The sequence below is a fragment of the Tepidimonas sp. genome (assembly GCF_046292505.1).
GTDB lineage: Bacteria > Pseudomonadota > Gammaproteobacteria > Burkholderiales > Burkholderiaceae_C > Tepidimonas.
On record NZ_JBKBQX010000010.1, the window covers coordinates 1 to 19665 of the forward strand.

Sequence of the window (19665 nt, forward strand, 5' to 3'; positions counted from 1 at the left end):
CGGTGGAAAACGGCCAGTTCCTCGGCAAAGCACAGGTCCAGCATGCGGTCGGCCTCGTCGAGGACGACGTGCTGCACCGCATCCAGCCGCAAATGGCCGCCGCGATGCAGGTCCAGCAGGCGCCCTGGGGTCGCCACCACCACGGCCGCGCCGGCCAGGCGCTGCAACTGCACCGCGTAGGGCATGCCCCCCACCACGGTCGCCACGCGCAGCCCGCGTGTGTGGCGCAGCAGGTCCACGGCGTCGTGCGCGACTTGCTGGGCCAGCTCCCGCGTGGGGCACAGCACCAGCGCCTGCGGCGCCGCGGGCTCGAAGCGACCGCGGCCCGGCCCGCGGCCGCGGCGAACGGACTCGCGCACGGGCTCGGCCCCAGCCTGTCGGCACAGGGCATCGAGCACGGGGAGCAGGTAGGCGGCGGTTTTGCCGCTGCCGGTCTGGCTGGACACCATCAGGTCGGCACCGTCCGCATCGCGGGCCAGCGCCGGCGGGATGGCCGCCTGTTGCACGGGGGTGGGCTGCACATAGCCAAGGTCGGCCACGGCGCGCAGCAGGGGGTCGGCAAGGCCGAGCGCGGCAAAGCCGCCGTCGCAGCCGATGGCTGCAGAGGTAGAGGGGTTCATGGTTGGGATCCGTCAGGTTGTCATCACATCGACCACCAACGAATCAATCCTTCCACGGGACCGGCAAGCAGCAGATGCAACAAAAAACCGGCGCCGATTGGGCGCCGGGTGGGCGAATTATGGCACAGATTTGGCGTCAGCGGGTCAACAGCAGCTCCACCACCCGGAACAGCACCGCCGCCAGCACGGCCGTCGCAGGCACCGTGACGATCCACGCCGCGACGATGCGCAGCACCACCGAGCGCTTGACGATCTCCTGCTTGTACGCCTTTTTGAAAGCCTTGCGCTCCTTCTTGCTGAACCAGTCCGGCGCCAGCTCGCCGCGGCGCTCCAGCTCCTTGGCGCGGCGTTTCATCTCCGCCAGCATGCGCTTCTTCTCATCCACGGGCGCGGCTTCGAAACGGGCCAGATACGCTTCGACGGCCTCGCGGTCCTCACCTTGGTGTGCAGCACGGACGACCGCTTCCATCTTGGCATAGTTGACTTTGAGCAACTCGCGCAGAAAGCCGACGCCGAACACCGCACCGATCGACACGTGGGTGGTGGACACGGGCATGCCAAGCTGGGACGCGACGATCACCGTCAACGTCGCCGCCATGGCGATGGCGTACGCGCGCATGCGGTCCAGCTCGGTGATCTCCTTGCCCACGGTCATGATCAACTTGCCGCCGTACAGCGCCAGCCCAAGCGACAGCCCCAGCGCCCCCAGCACCAGGATCCACAGCGGTGTTGCCGCCTTGGCCACCACGGCCCCGTGCAGAACCGCCTCGTAGATGGCCGCCAGCGGCCCGATCGCGTTGGCCACGTCGTTGGCGCCGTGCGCAAAGCTGAGCAGCGCTGCAGCAAACACCAGCGGCCACGTGAACAGCTCGTTGACCGCGGACTTGGTCCCGGGCAGCGCGGCGGCTCGGCGTGCAATGGGCGCGCGGATGACCGCATAGGTCAGCGCGGCAGCGACAAAGCCCATCACGACCGCCTGCCAGAACCCGATCTTCATGACGTTATTCAGGCCCTTGAGCAACATATACGTCGCGAAGGCCCACGCCATGGCGGCGATCAGCAGCGGCACACGGCGCCCGGCCGCCGCTGCCATATCGGCCTGATAAGTGATGGAGCGCTTGATCAAGTACAGGACAGCCGCCGCGACGGCCCCACCGAACAGGGGAGAGATGACCCAGCTCGCCACGATGGCGCCGATGGTGCCCCAGTTGACGACGGCCCAGCCACCTGCGGCTATCCCCGCGCCGGCCACCGCCCCGATGATGGAATGGGTCGTCGACACCGGCGCCCCGAGCACCGTGGCCAAGTTCAGCCACAACGCCCCAGCCAGCAAGGCGGCCAACATCAGCCAGGTGAAGCGCTGGGGTTCGGCGAAAGAGCGCATGTCGATGATGCCGCCCTTGATGGTGCCGACGACGTCGGCACCTGCCACGATGGCGCCCAGCGCCTCGAACAAGGCCGCCACGAGGATCGCTCCGCCGAGCCCGATGGCACCGGAGCCGACCGGCGGCCCCATGTTGTTGGCCACGTCGTTGGCGCCGATGTTCATCGCCATGTAGGCGCCGATGGCCGCGGCAATGATCAAAACCCACAGGGCCTGGGTGGACAGCCCCACCACGGCTTTGACCGAGATAGCGGCATACAAACCGGCTGCGACCAGACCGGCGACGGCCGCGGCGAGCCGCAGCGACTGCTCGAGCTGCTCACGGCCCGACCGGGTAACGGGGGACAGGATGGCGGACATGATGACGTGTCACAGAATAGTCAAAATTCCGTGAGCATACACCGGGCCGCCTGGCCCGCCGTTTCAGGCCGACAAGCGCAGGAAATGTTCGCGGTAGTGCGCCAGCTCGTCGATGGATTCGTGCACGTCGGCCAGTGCCGTGTGGCGCTGCTGCTTCTTGAACGCGCCATAGACCTCCGGCCGCCAGCGCCGCGCCAGCTCCTTGAGGGTGCTCACGTCCAGATTGCGGTAGTGGAAATAGGCTTCCAATCGCGGCATGTAGCGGACCAGAAAACGGCGGTCCTGGCCGACACTGTTGCCGCACATGGGCGATGCGCCCTTGGGCACGTAGCGCCCGATGAAGTCGAGCAACTGCTGCTCGGCCTCGGCCTCGGTCACCCGGCTGGCCTTGACCTTGTCGATCAGGCCGCTGCGCCCGTGCGTACCCTTGTTCCAGGCGTCCATGGCGTCGAGCACGGCGTCGCTCTGGTGGATCACCAGCACCGGCCCCTCGATGCGCGGGTGCAGGTGCGGACCGGTGACCACCACGGCCACCTCCAACAGGCGCTCGGCCTCGGGGTCCAGGCCGGACATTTCGCAGTCGATCCAGACCAGGTTCTGGTCGCTCTTGGGCAAGGTCAGGGCCTCGGCGGACAGCGGTTCGGGCAGGGTATTGGGGCTCGTCATGGCGCCTATTGTCGCCGACGCGCGGGCGCGACATTGGCTAGACTGCGTGCATGGACACCGCCCTGCCCGCGCACCTGCTCTGGACCTGGACTTTCGTGGCCCTGCTGGTGGCCAGCCTGCTGCTGCGGGGTTGGCTGTACGCCCGCCACATCGGGCACGTTGCGCGTCACCGCGACCGGGTACCCGAGGCATTTGTCCCGCACGTCAGCGCCCAGCAGCACGCCAAGGCCGCCGCCTACACGATCGACAAGACACGGCTGGCGTTGGCCGAGGCGGTCTGGAGCGCAGCCATCCTGGTCGGCTGGACCCTGCTCGGCGGGCTGGACTGGCTGAATCAGGCGCTGCTGCGGTGGCTGGGGGATGGCCTGACGCAACAGGTCGCGCTCGTCGGGGCTTTCTTCGCCATAGGCTCGTTGCTGGAGCTGCCGCTGGCGTGGTGGCGCACTTTTCGGCTGGAAGCCGCCCACGGATTCAACCAAATGACGCTGGGTCTGTGGCTGGCCGACGGGCTCAAGGGCGCGGTCGTGGCGGCGGCCCTGGGCCTGCCGCTGGCCGCGTTGGTTCTGTGGCTCTACGACGCCGCGGGCGACACCTGGTGGCTGTGGGCCTGGCTGGCCTGGATGGCCTTCAACACCACGCTGTTGCTGCTCTATCCCCGCATCATCGCGCCGCTGTTCAACCACTTCGAGCCGCTGGCCGACGCTCATTTGCGCGAGCGCGTCGAGTCTCTGCTGGCCCGCTGCGGCTTTCGCGCCGCGGGGGTGTATGTGATGGATGGCAGCCGGCGCAGCGCGCACGCCAACGCCTACTTCACCGGCTTGGGGCCCGCCAAGCGCGTGGTGCTGTTCGACACCCTGCTGCAGCGCCTGGATGCGGACCAGATCGATGCCGTGCTCGCGCACGAGCTGGGGCATGCCCGCCACCGCCATGTGCTCAAGCGCCTGATCTGGATGGGGCTGGGCAGTGGAGCCGCGCTGGCGCTGCTGGGCTGGCTGTCGCAGCAGTTGTGGTTTTACTTCGGCCTGGGGGTGACGCCCACCCTGACCGGCAGCAACGCCGCCCTGGCCCTGTTGCTGTTCGGGATGGTGCTGCCCCTGGCGGGCATATTCGTCGCGCCGCTGTTCAGCGCCCTGTCCCGCCGCGACGAATACCAAGCCGACCGCTACGCCGTGCAGCAGACGGGGGCGAGCGCGCTGGCGGGTGCCCTGCTCACGCTCTATCGCGACAACGCCAGCACGTTGACGCCGGACCCCTGGTTCGTGCGCTTCTTTTATTCCCATCCCCCGGCGGCGGATCGGTTGTTGCGCCTGGGCCCCACCGGGGAGTTGACATGAACCGGCGCCGCGACGCCGCTGCCCCCCCGCCCGGCGCGCACGACGGCCTGGTCGTCGCCACCTATGGCCGGCACCTGCTGATCGAGACGGCCGACCGCACCCGCACGCGCTGTCACCCGCGCGGCAAACGCCAGGAGGCCGTGGTGGGCGACCGGGTGCGCTGGACACCCTCCGGCGACGAGGGCGTCATCGATGCCGTGCTGCCGCGTCGCAACCTACTGTTCCGCCAGGACGCGCTGCGCACCAAAATGTTCGCCGCCAACCTGGATCAGGTGCTGGTGCTGCTGGCGGCGGAGCCGACGTTTGCCGAACCCCAGCTCGCCCGCGCGCTGATCGCGGCTCGGCAAGCCGGGATCGAGCCGCTGATCGCCCTGAACAAACGCGATGTGCAGCCCGCCTTCGCCGAGGCGTGGGCGCGTCTGGCGCCCTACCGCGCCATGGGCGAAACCGTGCTGCCGCTGCAATTGCAACCGGAAGACGCCGCCACCGCCGCCGATCTCGCTGCATTGACCGAGCGGCTGCGCGGACGGGTGACCCTCGTGATGGGGGCCTCCGGCGTGGGCAAAAGCACCCTGGTCAACCGGCTGGTGCCCCATGCGCAGGCCGACACGCAGGCCATCTCGCGCGCGCTGGGGACCGGCCGCCACACGACCACCCGAACGACCTGGTACTGGCTGGACGACGGGCACGGCGGCGCGCTCATCGACTCGCCGGGATTCCACGAGTTTGGGCTGCACCACATTGCCCCCGAGGCCCTGGCACGATGGATGCCAGACTTGGCCCCCTATGTCGGGCAGTGCCGCTTTCACAACTGCACTCACCGGCGCGAACCCGGCTGCGCGATTCAGGCGGCCATCGCCCCGCACGGTCCCGTCGCCCCACACCGCTGGCGGCTGTACCAGGATCTGTACGAGGAACTGGCCGCGGCGCGTGCGCCCTAAACCCAGGCGCTGTGCGTCAGAAGATGCGCGCCAGCAGCGCCAGCGCCAACAGCAGCAGCCACAGCACGACACTGCGCCACACCAGCCCCACCACACTGGCCAGATGGGCGAGTTGCGGCTCGGGCAAATCGGCCGCCAGGGGCTCATCCCCGACGACCCCGCGGAACAGGCGCACCTGAATGGCGCCTTCGGCGACCGACAACAGCAGGTCGTCGCTGGGCTCGCGCCAGGGCCGGCGCTGCTGCCGCCAACGCTCCAAAGCATCCTCGAAATGCCCCACCACGGCGAACCCCAGAACGGTCACGCGCGCCGGCCCGGCGTCGATCCAACACCACGCCCGCTGAGCCAGCCGGGCCACCGGCTCGCTCACCGGGGCATCCGGACGCCGCGTGCCGCCCCAGGCCTGAGCGAGCCACGCGGCCAAGCGGTACAGAACCGCACCCGCGGGCCCCAGGCCCAATGCGGCCAGCACCACAAACCAGACGAACACCCCAAACACATGTCTGTGCGACGACAGGATGGCATGGGCGATGACGCGCCGCAGCAACTCCTCACGCGGCCACTCGACGGCGTCGCTCCCCTGCCACTGAGCGAACAGGGCCCGCGCGCGCACCTCGTCGCCCGACTCCAGCGCCGCGCGAATCGCCGTAAAGTGGTGGCTGAACTGGCGAAAGCCCAAGGTGACATACAGCACCGCCACCGTCCACACGAAGGCCAACAAGCCGCTGGCCTGCGCCAGCAGAGCATGGATGAGGGCGGTCACCAGAACCGGCAATCCCAGCGCCACCGTCCAGACCAGCCAGCCGTGCACCGCATGCCCGGCGTCGAACTGGCGCTGCACCCAGGCCGCCCAGGCCCCGGCGGCGCCCAGCCAAGGCGCCTGCGGCCCGGCACACCGCGCCTGGTCGAGCACGAGGGCGATCAGGACCGCGAAAAATGTCATGCGCGGATCATAGCGGTCGCTGCGGCCAGAAGAAACCGATACAGGTTGCGCAGCATGCCCGCGGTGGCGCCCCAAATGAAGCGCTGGCCCAGCGGATCGTCGTAGGGCATGGACAGCCAGCGCCGCGTCACGCCACCCCAATCGATCTCATGGTGACGATGGTGACGGGGGTCCATCAGAAAATCCAGCGGCACCTCGAAGGCCTCGGCCACCTCCTGCGGATTCGGGCGCCACGGTCCGCTCGGGCGCACCAAACCGACCACCGGCGTGATCTCGAAACCCGAGCCGGTCGCATACACCGGCAGGGTGCCGAGCGGCTCCACCCATTCCGGGGCCACGCCGACCTCCTCCGCCGCCTCGCGCAAGGCGCAGCGCACGGGATCGCCCGCATCGCCGGCATCCAGCTTGCCCCCCGGGAAGGCCACCTGTCCGGCGTGCGTGGGCAGGTGCGCGGTGCGCTGCGTCAGCAGCACCGTCGGCCGCGCGCGCCAGACCAGGGGCACCAGCACCGCCGCGGGCTTGGGCGGGCCATCGACCCAGCGCGGCTCGGCGCGAATCTCGGGCGTCCACACCGGCGGCCGGGCAAACCAGACGCGCAAGTCCTGCTCACCCAGTCGCTCCACGGGCACGCGGGGCAGCCCGTCGTCCTGGGCAACCACGGGCACCTGGCGGGGATCGAACGCGGGCAGGGTCAAGGTCATCTCCGTTGTCGGCCCGATTGTGCCGCGGCCCGCTCATGCATGAATTGCATGGCCGCATGGGAAACCGGCTTTGGACAAGCCCGGCGGGCACGCCTATGCTGCGCGCCATGTTCAACTCTTGCATCGGATGACATGAGCTTGCATCCCGACACCGCCCCCCGCCACGCCCTGCCGTCCTACCTGGATCCGCACCACCTGGGCCCCTGGGGCATCTTTTTGCAACAGGTGGATCGCGTCACCCCGCACCTGGGCAACCTCGCGCGCTGGGTGGAAACGCTCAAGCGACCCAAACGCATCCTGGTCGTGGACGTACCGATTCAAATGGACGACGGCTCCATCGCGCACTTCGAGGGCTATCGGGTGCAGCACAACACCTCGCGCGGGCCGGGCAAAGGGGGCGTGCGCTTTCACCAGGACGTCACGCTCTCCGAAGTGATGGCGCTCGCGGCCTGGATGTCGATCAAAAACGCCGCCGTCAACGTGCCCTTTGGCGGCGCCAAGGGGGGGGTGCGCGTCGATCCCAAACAGATGTCCATGGGCGAGCTGGAGCGACTGACCCGCCGCTACACCAGCGAGATCGGCCTCATCATTGGCCCCACCAAGGACATCCCCGCACCCGACGTGAACACCAACGAACGCGTCATGGCCTGGATGATGGACACCTACTCGATGAACGTCGGGGAGACGGCCACCGGGGTCGTGACCGGCAAGCCGATCAGCCTGGGCGGCTCGCTCGGCCGCCACGAGGCAACCGGCCGCGGCGTCTTCACGGTCGGGGCAGAGTCGGCGCGGCGCATCGGGCTGGACGTGGCCGGTGCGCGGGTCGCGGTCCAAGGCTTCGGCAACGTGGGGGGCATCGCAGCCAAGCTGTTTGCCGAGGCCGGCGCCCGCGTGGTCGCCGTGCAGGACCACGCCGGCTGCGTGTACCGGGAATCCGGCTTGGACGTGCCGGCCCTGCTCGGCCACGTCAAACGCACGGGCAGTGTCGCCGGCTTCGAGGCGGCCGAGTCCCTGGAGCGCGACCGCTTCTGGGACGTGCCCTGCGACATCCTGATCCCGGCGGCCCTGGAGCAGCAAATCACCGCCGTCAACGCCCACCGCATCACGGCCCGCCTGATCATCGAGGGCGCCAACGGCCCGACCACCCCCGATGCCGACGACATCCTGCGCGACCGGGGTGTGCTCGTCGTGCCGGACGTGGTGGCCAACGCCGGGGGTGTGACGGTCAGCTACTTCGAGTGGGTGCAGGACTTCTCGAGCTACTTCTGGAGCGAGGAAGAGATCAACGAGCGCCTGATCCGCATCATGAAGGGCGCGCTGGACGCCGTGTGGCAGGTGGCCGAAGACAAGGGGGTGAGCCTGCGCACCGCCACCTTCATCGTCGCCTGCGAGCGCATCCTGCGTGCGCGCGATCTGCGCGGGCTCTACCCCTGACGCGCCGCGCTGGCCCCGCCCGGGGCCGCGCTATTGCAGCGGCCCCTTGAGGAGCGGCAGATCCGGCAGCGGCAGCACAGGGACGCCCTCCTCCAGCAAGGCCGCGGCCTCGCCGGGCGTCGCGACACCGCGGATGCTGCGCGCCTCGGCCTCGCCGTGGTGGATGGCCCGCGCCTCGGCGGCAAAACGCTCGCCCACGTCCTCGCTGTCCTGCACCCAGGCACGCAGCGCCCGCAAGACCTGGGCCTGCTGCTCGGGCGACAGGGGCGCCGATCGTTCCGCTGGCGCGACTTGCGGGGCCGTGGACCGCGGCTCCTCGGGCGGCTCGGCACGCCGGGTCTGCACATACGGCGCGCTCAATTGCTTTTCGATCGCCTGATCACCACACACGGGGCATTCGAGGAGGCCGCGCGCCGACTGGTCACGAAACTCCTCTTCCGAGGCAAACCAGCCCTCGAAACGGTGCCCGTGGGCGCAGGCCAGATCGAGCACCTTCATGGATGCCCCTGCTCGACGGCCGGTACCCCGCGCCAGGCCTCGGCCGGTCGCCACTCCAGCGGGCAAGCACCCGTTGACACGCTCTGCCACCACAACAGCGCGGCCAGCGTCTTGCCGTCGGTGACTTCACCGCGCCACACCGCTTGCAGCAGCGCCGCGGGGCTAACCGCCAGCACGTCCAAAAATTCCCCCTCGTCGAGCCGGCGCTCGCCCTCGCGCAGCGCGCGGGCAAACCAGATTTCAATGACCTCGTCCGAATACCCGATGGCAGGATGCAACACGCCCGCGCGCGCCCACTCACCGGCTTGGTAACCCGTTTCTTCGCGCAACTCGCGCTCGGCACAAGCAAAGGCCGACTCCCCCGCATCCCGCTTGCCGGCGGGGAACTCGATCATCGCGCGCCGCACCGGATAGCGGTACTGCCGCTCGAGCACCAACCGCCCGTCCACCAACATCGGCACGACCAGCACCGCCCCCGGATGGCGGAGGTATTCGCGCGCGGCCTCGCGGCCATCGGGCATTTGGACACGGTCCCGGCACAGCGACAGAAAATGCCCCTGCCACACCGTCGAGGTCTCGCGGCAGACTTCGACCAGGTGCGCGGGATGTCGCTCGGGCACGAGCGCGGCATCGGACACGGCGGCCCTCCAGAGCCCTCAGCGGCGCATCAGGTAGCGAAACACGAACCCCGGAAAGGCCAAGGTCAGGAACATCGATGCCGTGACGGCATAAAACTCCCAGCCCTGCGGGTAAATCTGCCCGAGGTTCTGCTCCAGCCCCAGGGCCGCGGCCCCGACGGCGAAATACAGCACCGTCAGTTCCCCCACACGCCCCCACAACGGCTTGACGCCACCGCGGACGGGCCACAGGGCCATCCAGCGCTCGTTGACGAAGGGCAAGTTGGCGCCCGCCAGCGCCAGGGCGATCACCAGGCCGACGGCCAAATCCAGACTCATGCGCGGACTCTAATGCGCCTCAGAAGACCGCGCGAACGGCCTGGATACACAGCGTCATCAGCCCCCCCGGCAGCAAGCCCAGGATCAGGACCAACGCCCCGTTGACGGACAAGACCGCGCGGACCTGCAGCGGCGCCTGGATCGGTGCGGTCTGCGCCGGCGCATCGAAATACATCACCTTGACGACGCGCAGGTAGTAGAACGCCCCCACCAGCGACGCCAGCACAGCGAACACCGCCAGCCCGACGTAAAGCCCCGCGCCCGCCGCCAGCAGCGCCTGCAGCACCGCCAGCTTGGCGTAGAACCCGACCAGCGGCGGCACCCCCGCCAACGAGAACATGCACGCCGCCAGCACCCCGGCATACAGCGGGCTGCGCTGGTTGAGGCCGGCGAAGTCGGCAATCTCCTCCGACTCGAAGCCTTCGCGCGCCAGCAGCAGCATCACGCCAAAGGTCGCCAGCGTCGTCAACACATAAGTCACGACATAGAACATGGCGGCGCCGAACGCCCCGCCCATGCCGGCGCGATCCCCGCCAACCACGCCGCCCACCAGCGCCAGCAGCATGAAGCCCATCTGCGCGATGGTGGAAAACGCGAGCATTCGCTTGAAGTTGCGCTGGGCCACCGCCGCCAGGTTGCCGACCAGCAGCGACGCCACGGCCAGAAAGGCCAGCATCTGCTGCCAATCGGCCGCCACCGCGGGCAGCCCCTCGGCCAACAGCCGCACCAGAATCGCAAACGCGGCCAGCTTCGGCGCGCCGCCGATCAGCAGCGTGATCGACGTGGGCGCGCCATGGTAGATGTCCGGCACCCACATGTGGAAAGGCACCACGCCCAGCTTGAACGCCAGCCCCGCCACCACGAACACCACGCCCAGCATCAGCACCTGCGGCTGGGCCACCCCCGCCTCGACAGCACGCGCCACATCGGCGATACCCAGGCTGCCAGTGGCGCCGTACACCAGCGACAAACCGTAGAGCAGAAAACCGCTGGCCAGCGCGCCGAGCACGAAGTACTTCATCGCCGCCTCGGTGGCGCGCACATCGTCGCGCCGCAACGCCACCAGCGCATAGCTGGAGAGCGTCAGCAGCTCCAGGCCCAGGTAGATCACCAGGAAGTGGTGGCCGCTGATCATGATGAACATGCCCAGCAGCGCGAACATGGACAGCGTGAACAGCTCGCCGCCGCGCAGCATGTCGCGCGCGCCCGCATACGGCCTCGCATAGACCAGCGTCACCATCAGTGCCACCGTCGCGAAGCACTTCAGCCACGCGGCCATGGGGTCGCTGACGATCATCCCACCAAAGCCCGTGAGGGTCTGGCCGCTGACGGCCAGATAGCCCTCCAGCACCGCGACCACGGCCAGCGTGAGCTGCGTGAGGCGGAACGTCGCATCGCGCAGCGGGGTATTGACGAACAGATCGAAAAGGGCGATCACACACGCCATCCCGAGCAACAGCAGCTCGGGGGTGGCCGTGGCCCAGCTGACAGCATCAATCATGTGACGAACGCTTTCTCGAATGGTTGGCCAGCACGGTCAGCCCAGCTTGGAGACGGCCACGTGCTGGAGAAGCTGCTGCACCGCCGGATCCATCGCGTCGGTGAACGGCTTGGGGTGGATACCGAAGTACAGCACCATGATCGCCAGCAGGGCCAGCATCAGAAACTCGCGCGCATTGATGTCTTTGAGGGCCTTGACGTGCTCATGCACGGGCGCGCCCATGTAGACCCGCTTGAACATCCACAGCGAGTACGCCGCTCCGAAGATGAGCGAGGTCGCCGCCAGCAGCCCGACCCAGAAATTGGCCTTGACCGCCGCCAGGATCACCATCCACTCGCCAACGAAGCCGGCCGTGCCCGGCAGGCCGGCGTTGGCCATCACGAACAGCAGGGCGAAAGCGCCGAACGCGGGCATGGTGTTGAGCACGCCGCCGTAGTCTTTGATCTCGCGCGAATGCACCCGGTCGTACAGCACGCCGATGCACAGGAACATCGCCGCCGACACGAAGCCGTGCGCGATCATCTGCACGATGGCGCCCGACAGCCCCAGATCGTTGAAGACGAAAAAGCCCAGCGTCACAAAGCCCATGTGCGCCACCGACGAATAGGCCACGAGCTTTTTCATGTCCTGCTGCACCATCGCCACCAGGCCGACGTAGATCACCGCCACCAGGGACAGCGCGATCATCAGCCCTGCCCACTGGTGGGCGGCATCCGGCGTGATCGGCAGCGAAAAGCGCAGAAACCCGTAGGCCCCGAGCTTGAGCATGATCGCCGCCAGCACGGCCGAGCCGCCGGTGGGCGCCTCGACGTGCACGTCCGGCAGCCAGGTGTGCACCGGCCACATGGGCACCTTGACCGCAAACGCCGCCAAGAAGGCGAAGAACAGCGCCGTCTGCACACCGCCCGCCAACGGCAGCTTGTGCCAGGTCGCCAGATCGAAACTGCCGCCCGAGGCGTTGTACAGATACACCAATGCCACCAGCATCAGCAGCGAGCCCAGCAGCGTGTAGAGGAAGAACTTGAACGCCGCGTAGATCTTGTTCGGGCCGCCCCAGATGCCGATGATGATGTACATCGGGATCAGCGTCGCCTCGAAGAAGATGTAGAACAGCATCGCATCCAGCGACGCGAACACCCCGATCATCAGGCCCGACAGGATCAGGAACGCGCCCATGTACTGGTGAACGCGCTCGGTGATCACCTCCCAGCCCGCGATCACGACGACGACGGTGATGAACGCCGTCAACAGGATCAGCCAGAGCGAAATCCCGTCCACCCCCAGGTGGTAATGGACGTTGAAGCGCTCGATCCACGGCGCCTTCTCGACGAACTGCATCGCGGCGGAGCCGACCTCGAAGCCCGTGTAGAGCGGCACGGTCACGGCCAGCCCCAACAACGCGCCGACAAGCGCCAGCCAGCGCACCGCGTTGGCGTGCTCGTCGCGACCGATCGCGAGCAGCACGACGCCAAAAAAGATCGGCGTCCAAATCGCAAGGCTCAACAAACCCATGCTGTCGTTCTCCTTATTTGGCGAGCCAGACGAAATAGGTCATGAAGGCCAGGACGCCAAGAATCATCACGAAGGCGTAGTGGTAGAGGTAGCCGGTCTGCACACGGCGCACCAGCCCCGCGACCGCCCCGACGACCTTCCAGCTCAGATTGACGATCCCGGCCTCGATCACGCCGCGATCGCCCCCCTTCCATAAGCCGACGCCGATACCGCGCGCGGCGCGCGCGATCACGTTCTCGTTGATCCAGTCCATGTAGTACTTGTTTTCCAGCACCACCACCAGCGGCCGCAGCGCCTGCGCGATCCGTCCGGGCAGTTCAGGGCGCACCATGTACAGGTACCAGGCCAACACCGCCCCGGCCAGCGCCAGGTAGAACGGCGGCGTGCTGAAGGCGTGCAGCGCCATCGCCAGCGGGCCGTGGAAGATCTCGGCGAACTTGGCCATCGCCGGATGTTGGTCGGCGTGCACCTCGATCGAGGCGGCCAGGAACTCGCCAAACAGCATCGGCTGGATCGTCAGGAAGCCGATCACCACCGAGGGCACCGCCAGCAGCAGCAGCGGCGCCGTCACCACCCACGGCGACTCGTGCGGCTTGCCATCGCCGTGGTCATCGTGATCGCCGTGATGGCCGTGGTGCGCATCCGGATTCTGGTCGTAGCGCTCCGCGCCGTGGAAGACCAGGAAATACACGCGGAACGAATAGAACGCCGTCACGAACACCCCGGCCAACACCGCGAAGTAGGCAAAGCCCGAGGCCGGCAGGTTGCTGAAGTGCACCGCCTCGATGATCGCGTCCTTGGAATAGAAGCCCGAGAACAGCGGCGTGCCGATCAGCGCCAGCGTGCCCAGCAAGAAGGTGATCCAGGTGATCGGCATGTACTTGCGCACGCCGCCCATCCAGCGGATGTCCTGGTTGTGGTGCATGCCGATGATGACCGAGCCGGCCGCCAGGAACAGCAGCGCCTTGAAGAACGCGTGCGTCATCAGGTGGAACACCGCCACCGAGTAGGCCGACGCCCCCAGCGCCACCGTCATGTAGCCGAGCTGCGACAGCGTCGAGTACGCCACCACGCGCTTGATGTCGTTCTGGATGATGCCGAGGAACCCCATGAACAGCGCGGTGATGGCGCCAATCACGAGGATGAAGTTCAGCGCCGCATCCGACAGCTCGTAGATCGGCGACATGCGCGCGACCATGAAGATGCCGGCCGTCACCATCGTCGCCGCGTGGATCAGCGCCGAGATCGGCGTCGGGCCTTCCATCGAGTCCGGCAGCCAGACGTGCAGCGGGAACTGCGCGCTCTTGCCCATCGCGCCGATGAACAGGCAGATGCCGATCACCGTCACCAGCATCGCCTCCTGCCCGAAGACGTACCAGGGGAACTCGATCGTGGCGAGCTTGCCGGCCTGATCGAAGATCTCGTTGTAGTTCAACGTGCCGGTGTAGGCCGCCAGCAATCCAATGCCGAGGATGAAGCCGAAGTCGCCGACCCGGTTGACGAGGAAGGCCTTCATGTTGGCGAAGATCGCCGTCGGCTTGTTGAACCAGAAGCCGATCAGCAGGTACGACACCAGGCCCACCGCCTCCCAGCCAAAGAACAGCTGCAGCAGGTTGTTGCTCATGACCAGCATGAGCATCGAGAAGGTGAACAGCGAGATGTAGGCGAAGAAGCGGTTGTAGCCCGGGTCGTCCTCCATGTAGCCGATGGTGTAGATGTGCACCATCAGCGACACGAAGGTCACCACACACATCATCATCGCGGTCAGCCCATCGACCAGGAAGCCGACCTCCATCTTCAGGCCGCCGATGACCATCCACTCATAAATCGTCTGGTCGAAGTAGGCGCCGTCGAGCGCGACGCGCTTGAGCGTGATCGCCGACAGGATGAACGAAACCAGCACACCCAGAATGGTCAAGCTGTGCGACCAGCGCCGGCCGATCCAGTTGCCGCCAAACTTCGTGCCCAGAATGCCGGCGGCGGCGGACCCGATCAACGGGGCCAGCGGCACGGCCAGCAGCATGCTTGCAGAGAGTGTCGTCATGGTGAGGGTCGCGTGGTATCCGGGATGCGCCTCAACCCTTGAGGGTGTTGAGCGTCTCGACGTCGATCGACGACTTGTTGCGGAACAGCAGCACCAGGATCGCCAGGCCGATGGCCGACTCCGCCGCTGCCACGGTCAGGATGAAGAAAACGAACACCTGCCCGTGCAGATCGCCCAGGTAATGCGCGAAGGCGACGAAGTTGATGTTGACGGCCAGCAGCATCAGCTCGATGGCCATCAGCAGCACGATCAGGTTCTTTCGGTTGAGGAAGATGCCCACCACCGACAGCGCGAACAAAATCGCGCCCACCGACAGAAAGTGCCCGACCCCAAGGGATCCGAGTGCGTTCATGCTTGCTCCTCCTTGGCCGCCTGGGGTGCGGCCGTCCGCGTCGCGGGCACGTTGAGCACCTGCAAGCGGTCGGCGGCCTTCACGCGCACCTGCACCCCCGGATCGACGGTCTTGGTGTCTTTGCGCCCGCGCAGGGTCAAGGCGATGGCGGCGATCATGGCCACCAGCAGGATGACGGCGGCTGCCTGAATCGGATACAGATACTCACTGTAGAGCAGGCGCCCCAGTTCGTAGGTGTTGCGGTGATCCGCCGCATGCATCGCCCCGGTCACCGACGGGCTGGCCGTGGCGGTGGGGAAGCCGGCCCACAGCACCGCGATCAGCTCGACGCTGACCAACGCCCCCAGCACCAACGCCAGCGGCAGGTGTTTCCAGAAGCCGGCGCGCAAGGCATCGACGTTGATGTCGAGCATCATCACCACGAAGAGGAACAGCACCATCACCGCACCGAGGTACACGAGCACCAGCGCGATGCCCAGGAACTCGGCCTTGAGCAGCAGCCACAGCGCCGCCGCCTGCGAGAAGGCCAGCATCAGATACAGCACCGCATGCACCGGGTTGCGCGCCGTGATGACGCGAAACCCGGCGAACAGCAGCACCGCCGAGAAGAAATAGAAAAAACCGGAGACGAAGTCCATGATGTGCTCGTGCGGTGACGGTGATCAGCGGTACTTCGCGTCGGCCGCCTTGGCCGCCGCGATCTCCTTCTCGTAGCGATCACCGACGGCCAGCAGCATGTCCTTGGTGAAATACAGATCGCCGCGTTTCTCGCCGTGGTATTCGAAGATGTGCGTCTCGACGATCGCATCGACCGGGCAGGCCTCCTCGCAAAAGCCGCAGAAGATGCACTTGGTCAGGTCGATGTCGTAGCGCGTGGTGCGGCGGGTGCCGTCCTCGCGCTGCGCCGACTCGATGGTGATGGCCATCGCGGGACAGACCGCTTCGCACAGCTTGCACGCGATGCAGCGCTCTTCGCCGTTTTCGTAGCGGCGCTGCGCGTGCAGGCCGCGAAAGCGCGGCGACAGCGGGGTCTTTTCCTCGGGGAACTGCACCGTGACCTTGCGGCGCAGCGCATAGCGGCCGGTCAGGGCCATGCCCTTGAACAGCTCCACGAGCAAAAAGCTCTTGAAAAAATCTTTGAGCGAGAACGGAGCGACGGCGGTGGCGGACATGGAACGGCCCTCCTTCACTTCCAGGGATTCCACGACGTCTGCATCACGGCGCCGACCAGCAGCAGCCAGATCAGCGTCACCGGGATGAAGATCTTCCAGCCCAGACGCATGATCTGGTCGTAGCGGAAGCGCGGGAACGTGGCCCGGATCCAGATGAACATGGACACCACGACGGTGGTCTTCAGGCCCAGCCAGACCCAACCCGGAATGGCGTTGAACACGGCGCTGTCGATGGGCGGCAGCCACCCGCCCAGGAACATCAGCACCGCCAGGATCGACACCAGCCACATGCTGGCGTACTCGGCGAGGAAGAAGATCGCAAAGCCCATACCCGAGTACTCGACCATGTGCCCGGCGACGATCTCGGCCTCGCCCTCGACCACGTCGAAGGGGTGGCGGTTGGTCTCGGCGACCGCCGAGATCAGGTAAACCATGAAAATGGGCAGCAGCGGCAGCCAGTTCCACGACAGGAAGTTCAGCCCCATGTCGGCCGCCACACCGCGCGATTGCGAGGCGACGATCTCCGACAGATTCAGGCTGCCGGCGGTCATCACCACCACCAAGAAGCAAAAGCCGATCGCGATCTCGTAGCTGACCATCTGCGCCGAGGCGCGCAGCGCACCCAGGAAGGCGTACTTGGAGTTGGACGCCCAGCCGGCGATGATGACGCCGTAGACCTCGATCGACGTGATGGCCAGAATTACCAGCAGGCCGGCGTTGACGTTGGCCAGCACGACGTCCGGCCCGAACGGAATGGCCACCCACGCTGCCAGCGCGGGCATGATGGCCATGATCGGCCCCAGGCGGAACAACCCACCGTTGGCCGCCGTGGGGCGGATCAATTCCTTGGTCAACAGCTTGAGCGCGTCGGCGATCGGTTGCAGCAAGCCGAACGGCCCGACACGGTTGGGCCCAAGACGCACCTGCATGAAGCCGAGCAGTCGCCGCTCCCACCACGTCAGGTAGGCCACCAGCAGCATCAGCGGAGCCAGCAACACGACGATCTTGAGCAGGATCCAAATCACCGGCCAACCGGCCTGCGTCCACCACGCCGCCGTGCTGAGGTGGAGCCCTCCTTGATAGATCGCGTCGATCATGCGCACACTCCTTCAGCGGCGGCCCGGGCCGCACGGCCATCCGCCGTCGCCTGCAGCGCGGGCGCGCGCCGCACCAGCGCATCCAACTGGTAGATGGCGGCCACACAGGGCTCGCCCTCGGCCAGCGTCAGGTCGATGCCCGCGACCGTGACGCGGTTGTTCAGCCGTTCGGCCGGCACGACGTCGCCATGGGCCACACCCGGCAGCACCTGGGCCAGCACCTCCTGCGACGAGGTCTGCTCGAAGCCGGGCAGCCCCAGCAGATTACCCAGCACGCGCAGCACCTTCCAGCCGGGGCGGGTTTCGCCGAGCGGCTTGACCACGGCCTGGAAGCTTTGCAGCCGCCCCTCGGCATTGACGAACGAGCCGGAGGTCTCGGTAAACGGCGCCACCGGCAACAGCACATCGCTGATGTCGAGGTTGGTCTTGAAGGGGCTCAACGTCACGACCAGCTCGGCGTCGGCCAGTGCGGCACCGTCGCCCGCGGTATCGGCGCCCGGCTCCACGCCCAGCAACACGGCGGCCTTGAGCGCGCCGCCCATCATGCGCCGCGCATCCAGCCCACCCTCACCCGGCAACACGCCGACGAGTTGGGCGCCCACGGTGTTGGCCGCCTCGGTCAGGTAGCCCCAGCGGGCACCGGTCTGCTCCGCGATCCACTGTGCCAGGGCCAGCAGCGATGCCGCGCGGGCATGGTGTGCCGCGGCATTGCCCAACAGCACGGCCTTGCGCTCGCCGCCGAGCAGCGACTGCGCAACCGCCCGGGCGGCGTCGTTGGCGGCAACACCTTCCGCCCCCGCGGGGACGGCGACGCCCTTGGCTTCGGCCACCGCAGCGGCGACGGCGGCCAAGGCGGCCACCCAGTCGGCAGCCGGTGCGGTCAGCACGCGGTGCAGGGGTATCGCCCAATCGACAGCCCGCCCTGCCAGCGCCGACACCTGAGCCCCCTTGCGGGCCGCTTGTCGAATGCGCTGCGCAAACAACGGATGGTCTTTGCGCAGGTTGGAGCCGACGACGAACACCCGCTCCAGCGTGGACAGATCGGCAATCGGCAGACCCAGCCAGCGGGCCTGACCCGCCGGCGCAGCGTGGTCGAACGCGGCGGCACGCAACCGGTGGTCCAGGTTGAGGGAGCCCAATCCGGCCATCAGCGCACGCGCCAGCGCCAGCTCCTCGACGGTGGCATGGGGGCTGGCCAGCAGACCGATGGCGCCCGCGCCGTGCTGCTCGCGCACGCCTTTCAGGCCATTGGCGACGTACTCCAGCGCGGTTGGCCAGTCCACCGTGCGCCATTCGCCGCCCTGTTTGATCATGGGCTGCGTCAGCCGGTCCGGCCCGTTGAGCGCCTCGTAGCTGAAGCGGTCGCGGTCGGCGATCCAGCACTCGTTGACGGCTTCGTTTTCCAGCGGCACGACGCGCAGCACCCGGTCGCCCTTGACCTGCACGATGAGGTTGGCGCCGGTGGAGTCGTGCGGACTGATGCTCTTGCGCCGCGACAGCTCCCAGGTGCGCGCGGCATAGCGGAACGGCTTGCTGGTCAGCGCGCCCACCGGGCACAGGTCGATCATGTTGCCGGAGAGTTCCGAGTCCACCGTCTGGCCGACGAAGGTCTCGATCTCGGAATGCTCACCGCGGTGGCTCATGCCGAGTTCCATGACGCCGGCGATCTCCTGCCCGAAGCGCACGCAGCGGGTGCAGTGGATGCAGCGGCTCATCTCCTCCATCGAGATCAGCGGCCCGACGTTCTTGTGGAAGACGACGCGCTTTTCCTCTTCGTAGCGCGAGCGCGTGCCGCCGTAGCCCACCGCCAAGTCCTGCAACTGGCACTCGCCGCCTTGGTCGCAGATCGGACAGTCCAGCGGGTGGTTGATGAGCAAAAACTCCATCACCGCCTTCTGCGCCTTGATGGCCTTGTCGCTCTTGGTGCGCACGACCATGCCCATCGTCACCGGCGTGGCGCAGGCGGGCATGGGCTTGGGCGCCTTCTCCACATCGACCAGACACATGCGACAGTTGGCCGCGATGGACAGCTTTTTGTGGTAGCAGAAGTGCGGCACGTAGACGCCCGCCTTTTCGGCCGCATGCATGACCATGCTGCCGGGCGGAACCTCCACCTTCTTGCCGTCGAGTTCGATTTCAACCATGGAGGC

The 19665-nt window shown here is 67.3% G+C and carries 19 protein-coding genes; 3 read left to right on the forward strand and 16 right to left on the reverse strand.

Annotated features, from left to right (window positions below; genetic code table 11):
- The 3 genes from ACK4TH_RS06340 to orn all read right to left on the reverse strand — a co-directional run.
- On the reverse strand, positions 1-620 hold a 620-nt coding region (locus ACK4TH_RS06340; RefSeq protein ID WP_409623962.1), incomplete at its 3' end, for a DEAD/DEAH box helicase.
- A gap of 136 nt (positions 621-756) precedes the next feature.
- Positions 757-2364, reverse strand: coding sequence for an inorganic phosphate transporter (locus ACK4TH_RS06345; RefSeq protein ID WP_409623964.1), 1608 nt, complete (start codon positions 2362-2364; stop codon positions 757-759).
- Between the two features lie 63 nt (positions 2365-2427).
- Complete coding sequence (gene orn, locus ACK4TH_RS06350) at positions 2428-3030, reverse strand: oligoribonuclease (protein WP_068609210.1); 603 nt, start codon at positions 3028-3030, stop codon at positions 2428-2430.
- Between the two features lie 50 nt (positions 3031-3080).
- Here orn and ACK4TH_RS06355 point away from each other — a divergent pair, with 50 nt between their 5' ends.
- Both ACK4TH_RS06355 and rsgA read left to right on the forward strand, forming a co-directional pair.
- On the forward strand, positions 3081-4364 hold the full coding sequence (locus tag ACK4TH_RS06355; RefSeq protein WP_409623966.1) for a M48 family metallopeptidase: 1284 nt from the start codon (positions 3081-3083) through the stop codon (positions 4362-4364).
- Positions 4361-5305, forward strand: coding sequence for a ribosome small subunit-dependent GTPase A (gene rsgA, locus ACK4TH_RS06360; RefSeq protein WP_409623968.1), 945 nt, complete (start codon positions 4361-4363; stop codon positions 5303-5305). Before ACK4TH_RS06355 ends, rsgA begins: the two co-directional genes overlap by 4 nt.
- A 16-nt stretch (positions 5306-5321) precedes the next feature.
- Here the strand turns inward: rsgA and ACK4TH_RS06365 are convergent, their stop codons facing one another.
- Both ACK4TH_RS06365 and ACK4TH_RS06370 read right to left on the reverse strand, forming a co-directional pair.
- On the reverse strand, positions 5322-6248 hold the full coding sequence (locus tag ACK4TH_RS06365; protein ID WP_409623970.1) for a cobalamin biosynthesis protein: 927 nt from the start codon (positions 6246-6248) through the stop codon (positions 5322-5324).
- Positions 6245-6949 carry a CoA pyrophosphatase gene (locus tag ACK4TH_RS06370; RefSeq protein WP_409623972.1) on the reverse strand — a complete coding sequence of 235 codons (705 nt, stop codon included), beginning with the start codon at positions 6947-6949 and terminating at the stop codon, positions 6245-6247. The genes ACK4TH_RS06365 and ACK4TH_RS06370 overlap by 4 nt, the downstream gene beginning before the upstream one ends.
- Positions 6950-7081: 132 nt before the next feature.
- On the opposite strand from ACK4TH_RS06370, the gene ACK4TH_RS06375 reads away from it, so the two are divergent.
- The gene (locus ACK4TH_RS06375; protein ID WP_409623974.1) at positions 7082-8383 is read left to right on the forward strand and encodes a Glu/Leu/Phe/Val family dehydrogenase; all 1302 of its coding nucleotides are present in this window, start codon (positions 7082-7084) and stop codon (positions 8381-8383) included.
- 30 nt (positions 8384-8413) lie between these two features.
- On the opposite strand, the gene ACK4TH_RS06380 is transcribed toward ACK4TH_RS06375, so the two are convergent.
- Genes ACK4TH_RS06380 through nuoG form a run of 11 tightly spaced genes read right to left on the reverse strand, consistent with a single transcriptional unit; the run spans position 8414 to position 19659 of the window.
- Entirely contained in the window at positions 8414-8881 is a 468-nt protein-coding gene (locus tag ACK4TH_RS06380; protein ID WP_409623976.1) for a DUF1178 family protein, read from the reverse strand.
- Positions 8878-9519, reverse strand: a complete 642-nt coding sequence (locus ACK4TH_RS06385) for an NUDIX domain-containing protein (protein WP_409623978.1) — start codon at positions 9517-9519, stop codon at positions 8878-8880. Before ACK4TH_RS06385 ends, ACK4TH_RS06380 begins: the two co-directional genes overlap by 4 nt.
- 18 nt (positions 9520-9537) lie before the next feature.
- Positions 9538-9837, reverse strand: a complete 300-nt coding sequence (locus ACK4TH_RS06390) for a DUF2818 family protein (protein WP_409623980.1) — start codon at positions 9835-9837, stop codon at positions 9538-9540.
- 19 nt (positions 9838-9856) lie between these two features.
- Positions 9857-11338 carry an NADH-quinone oxidoreductase subunit NuoN gene (gene nuoN / locus ACK4TH_RS06395; RefSeq protein ID WP_409623982.1) on the reverse strand — a complete coding sequence of 494 codons (1482 nt, stop codon included), beginning with the start codon at positions 11336-11338 and terminating at the stop codon, positions 9857-9859.
- 36 nt (positions 11339-11374) lie between these two features.
- Positions 11375-12850 (reverse strand): NADH-quinone oxidoreductase subunit M, encoded by a 1476-nt coding sequence (locus ACK4TH_RS06400; protein ID WP_409623984.1) that lies wholly within the window; start codon positions 12848-12850, stop codon positions 11375-11377.
- A gap of 13 nt (positions 12851-12863) precedes the next feature.
- Positions 12864-14894 carry an NADH-quinone oxidoreductase subunit L gene (gene nuoL, locus ACK4TH_RS06405; protein WP_409623986.1) on the reverse strand — a complete coding sequence of 677 codons (2031 nt, stop codon included), beginning with the start codon at positions 14892-14894 and terminating at the stop codon, positions 12864-12866.
- A 31-nt stretch (positions 14895-14925) separates the two neighbouring features.
- Entirely contained in the window at positions 14926-15246 is a 321-nt protein-coding gene (nuoK, locus tag ACK4TH_RS06410; protein ID WP_334153706.1) for an NADH-quinone oxidoreductase subunit NuoK, read from the reverse strand.
- Positions 15243-15884, reverse strand: coding sequence for an NADH-quinone oxidoreductase subunit J (locus ACK4TH_RS06415; protein ID WP_409623989.1), 642 nt, complete (start codon positions 15882-15884; stop codon positions 15243-15245). The genes nuoK and ACK4TH_RS06415 overlap by 4 nt, the downstream gene beginning before the upstream one ends.
- Positions 15885-15908: 24 nt before the next feature.
- Positions 15909-16418, reverse strand: a complete 510-nt coding sequence (nuoI, locus tag ACK4TH_RS06420; RefSeq protein WP_068609894.1) for an NADH-quinone oxidoreductase subunit NuoI — start codon at positions 16416-16418, stop codon at positions 15909-15911.
- Positions 16419-16432: 14 nt separating this feature from the next.
- Entirely contained in the window at positions 16433-17515 is a 1083-nt protein-coding gene (nuoH, locus tag ACK4TH_RS06425; protein ID WP_068609892.1) for an NADH-quinone oxidoreductase subunit NuoH, read from the reverse strand.
- Positions 17512-19659, reverse strand: coding sequence for an NADH-quinone oxidoreductase subunit NuoG (nuoG, locus tag ACK4TH_RS06430; RefSeq protein WP_409623991.1), 2148 nt, complete (start codon positions 19657-19659; stop codon positions 17512-17514). The genes nuoH and nuoG overlap by 4 nt, the downstream gene beginning before the upstream one ends.
- Positions 19660-19665 lie beyond the last annotated feature (6 nt).

Bases quoted from the DNA above. Each gene is read 5' to 3' on its own strand.
- nuoL (WP_409623986.1), bottom strand. From the start codon at position 14,894: ATGACGACACTCTCTGCAAGCATGCTGCTGGCCGTGCCGCTGGCCCCG.
- ACK4TH_RS06390 (WP_409623980.1), bottom strand. From the start codon at position 9,837: ATGAGTCTGGATTTGGCCGTCGGCCTGGTGATCGCCCTGGCGCTGGCG.
- nuoH (WP_068609892.1), bottom strand. From the start codon at position 17,515: ATGATCGACGCGATCTATCAAGGAGGGCTCCACCTCAGCACGGCGGCG.
- nuoG (WP_409623991.1), bottom strand. From the start codon at position 19,659: ATGGTTGAAATCGAACTCGACGGCAAGAAGGTGGAGGTTCCGCCCGGC.
- ACK4TH_RS06375 (WP_409623974.1), top strand. From the start codon at position 7,082: ATGAGCTTGCATCCCGACACCGCCCCCCGCCACGCCCTGCCGTCCTAC.
- nuoK (WP_334153706.1), bottom strand. From the start codon at position 15,246: ATGAACGCACTCGGATCCCTTGGGGTCGGGCACTTTCTGTCGGTGGGC.
- ACK4TH_RS06365 (WP_409623970.1), bottom strand. From the start codon at position 6,248: ATGACATTTTTCGCGGTCCTGATCGCCCTCGTGCTCGACCAGGCGCGG.
- ACK4TH_RS06415 (WP_409623989.1), bottom strand. From the start codon at position 15,884: ATGGACTTCGTCTCCGGTTTTTTCTATTTCTTCTCGGCGGTGCTGCTG.
- nuoN (WP_409623982.1), bottom strand. From the start codon at position 11,338: ATGATTGATGCTGTCAGCTGGGCCACGGCCACCCCCGAGCTGCTGTTG.
- ACK4TH_RS06370 (WP_409623972.1), bottom strand. From the start codon at position 6,949: ATGACCTTGACCCTGCCCGCGTTCGATCCCCGCCAGGTGCCCGTGGTT.
- nuoI (WP_068609894.1), bottom strand. From the start codon at position 16,418: ATGTCCGCCACCGCCGTCGCTCCGTTCTCGCTCAAAGATTTTTTCAAG.
- ACK4TH_RS06355 (WP_409623966.1), top strand. From the start codon at position 3,081: ATGGACACCGCCCTGCCCGCGCACCTGCTCTGGACCTGGACTTTCGTG.
- orn (WP_068609210.1), bottom strand. From the start codon at position 3,030: ATGACGAGCCCCAATACCCTGCCCGAACCGCTGTCCGCCGAGGCCCTG.
- ACK4TH_RS06380 (WP_409623976.1), bottom strand. From the start codon at position 8,881: ATGAAGGTGCTCGATCTGGCCTGCGCCCACGGGCACCGTTTCGAGGGC.
- ACK4TH_RS06345 (WP_409623964.1), bottom strand. From the start codon at position 2,364: ATGTCCGCCATCCTGTCCCCCGTTACCCGGTCGGGCCGTGAGCAGCTC.
- rsgA (WP_409623968.1), top strand. From the start codon at position 4,361: ATGAACCGGCGCCGCGACGCCGCTGCCCCCCCGCCCGGCGCGCACGAC.
- ACK4TH_RS06400 (WP_409623984.1), bottom strand. From the start codon at position 12,850: ATGGGTTTGTTGAGCCTTGCGATTTGGACGCCGATCTTTTTTGGCGTC.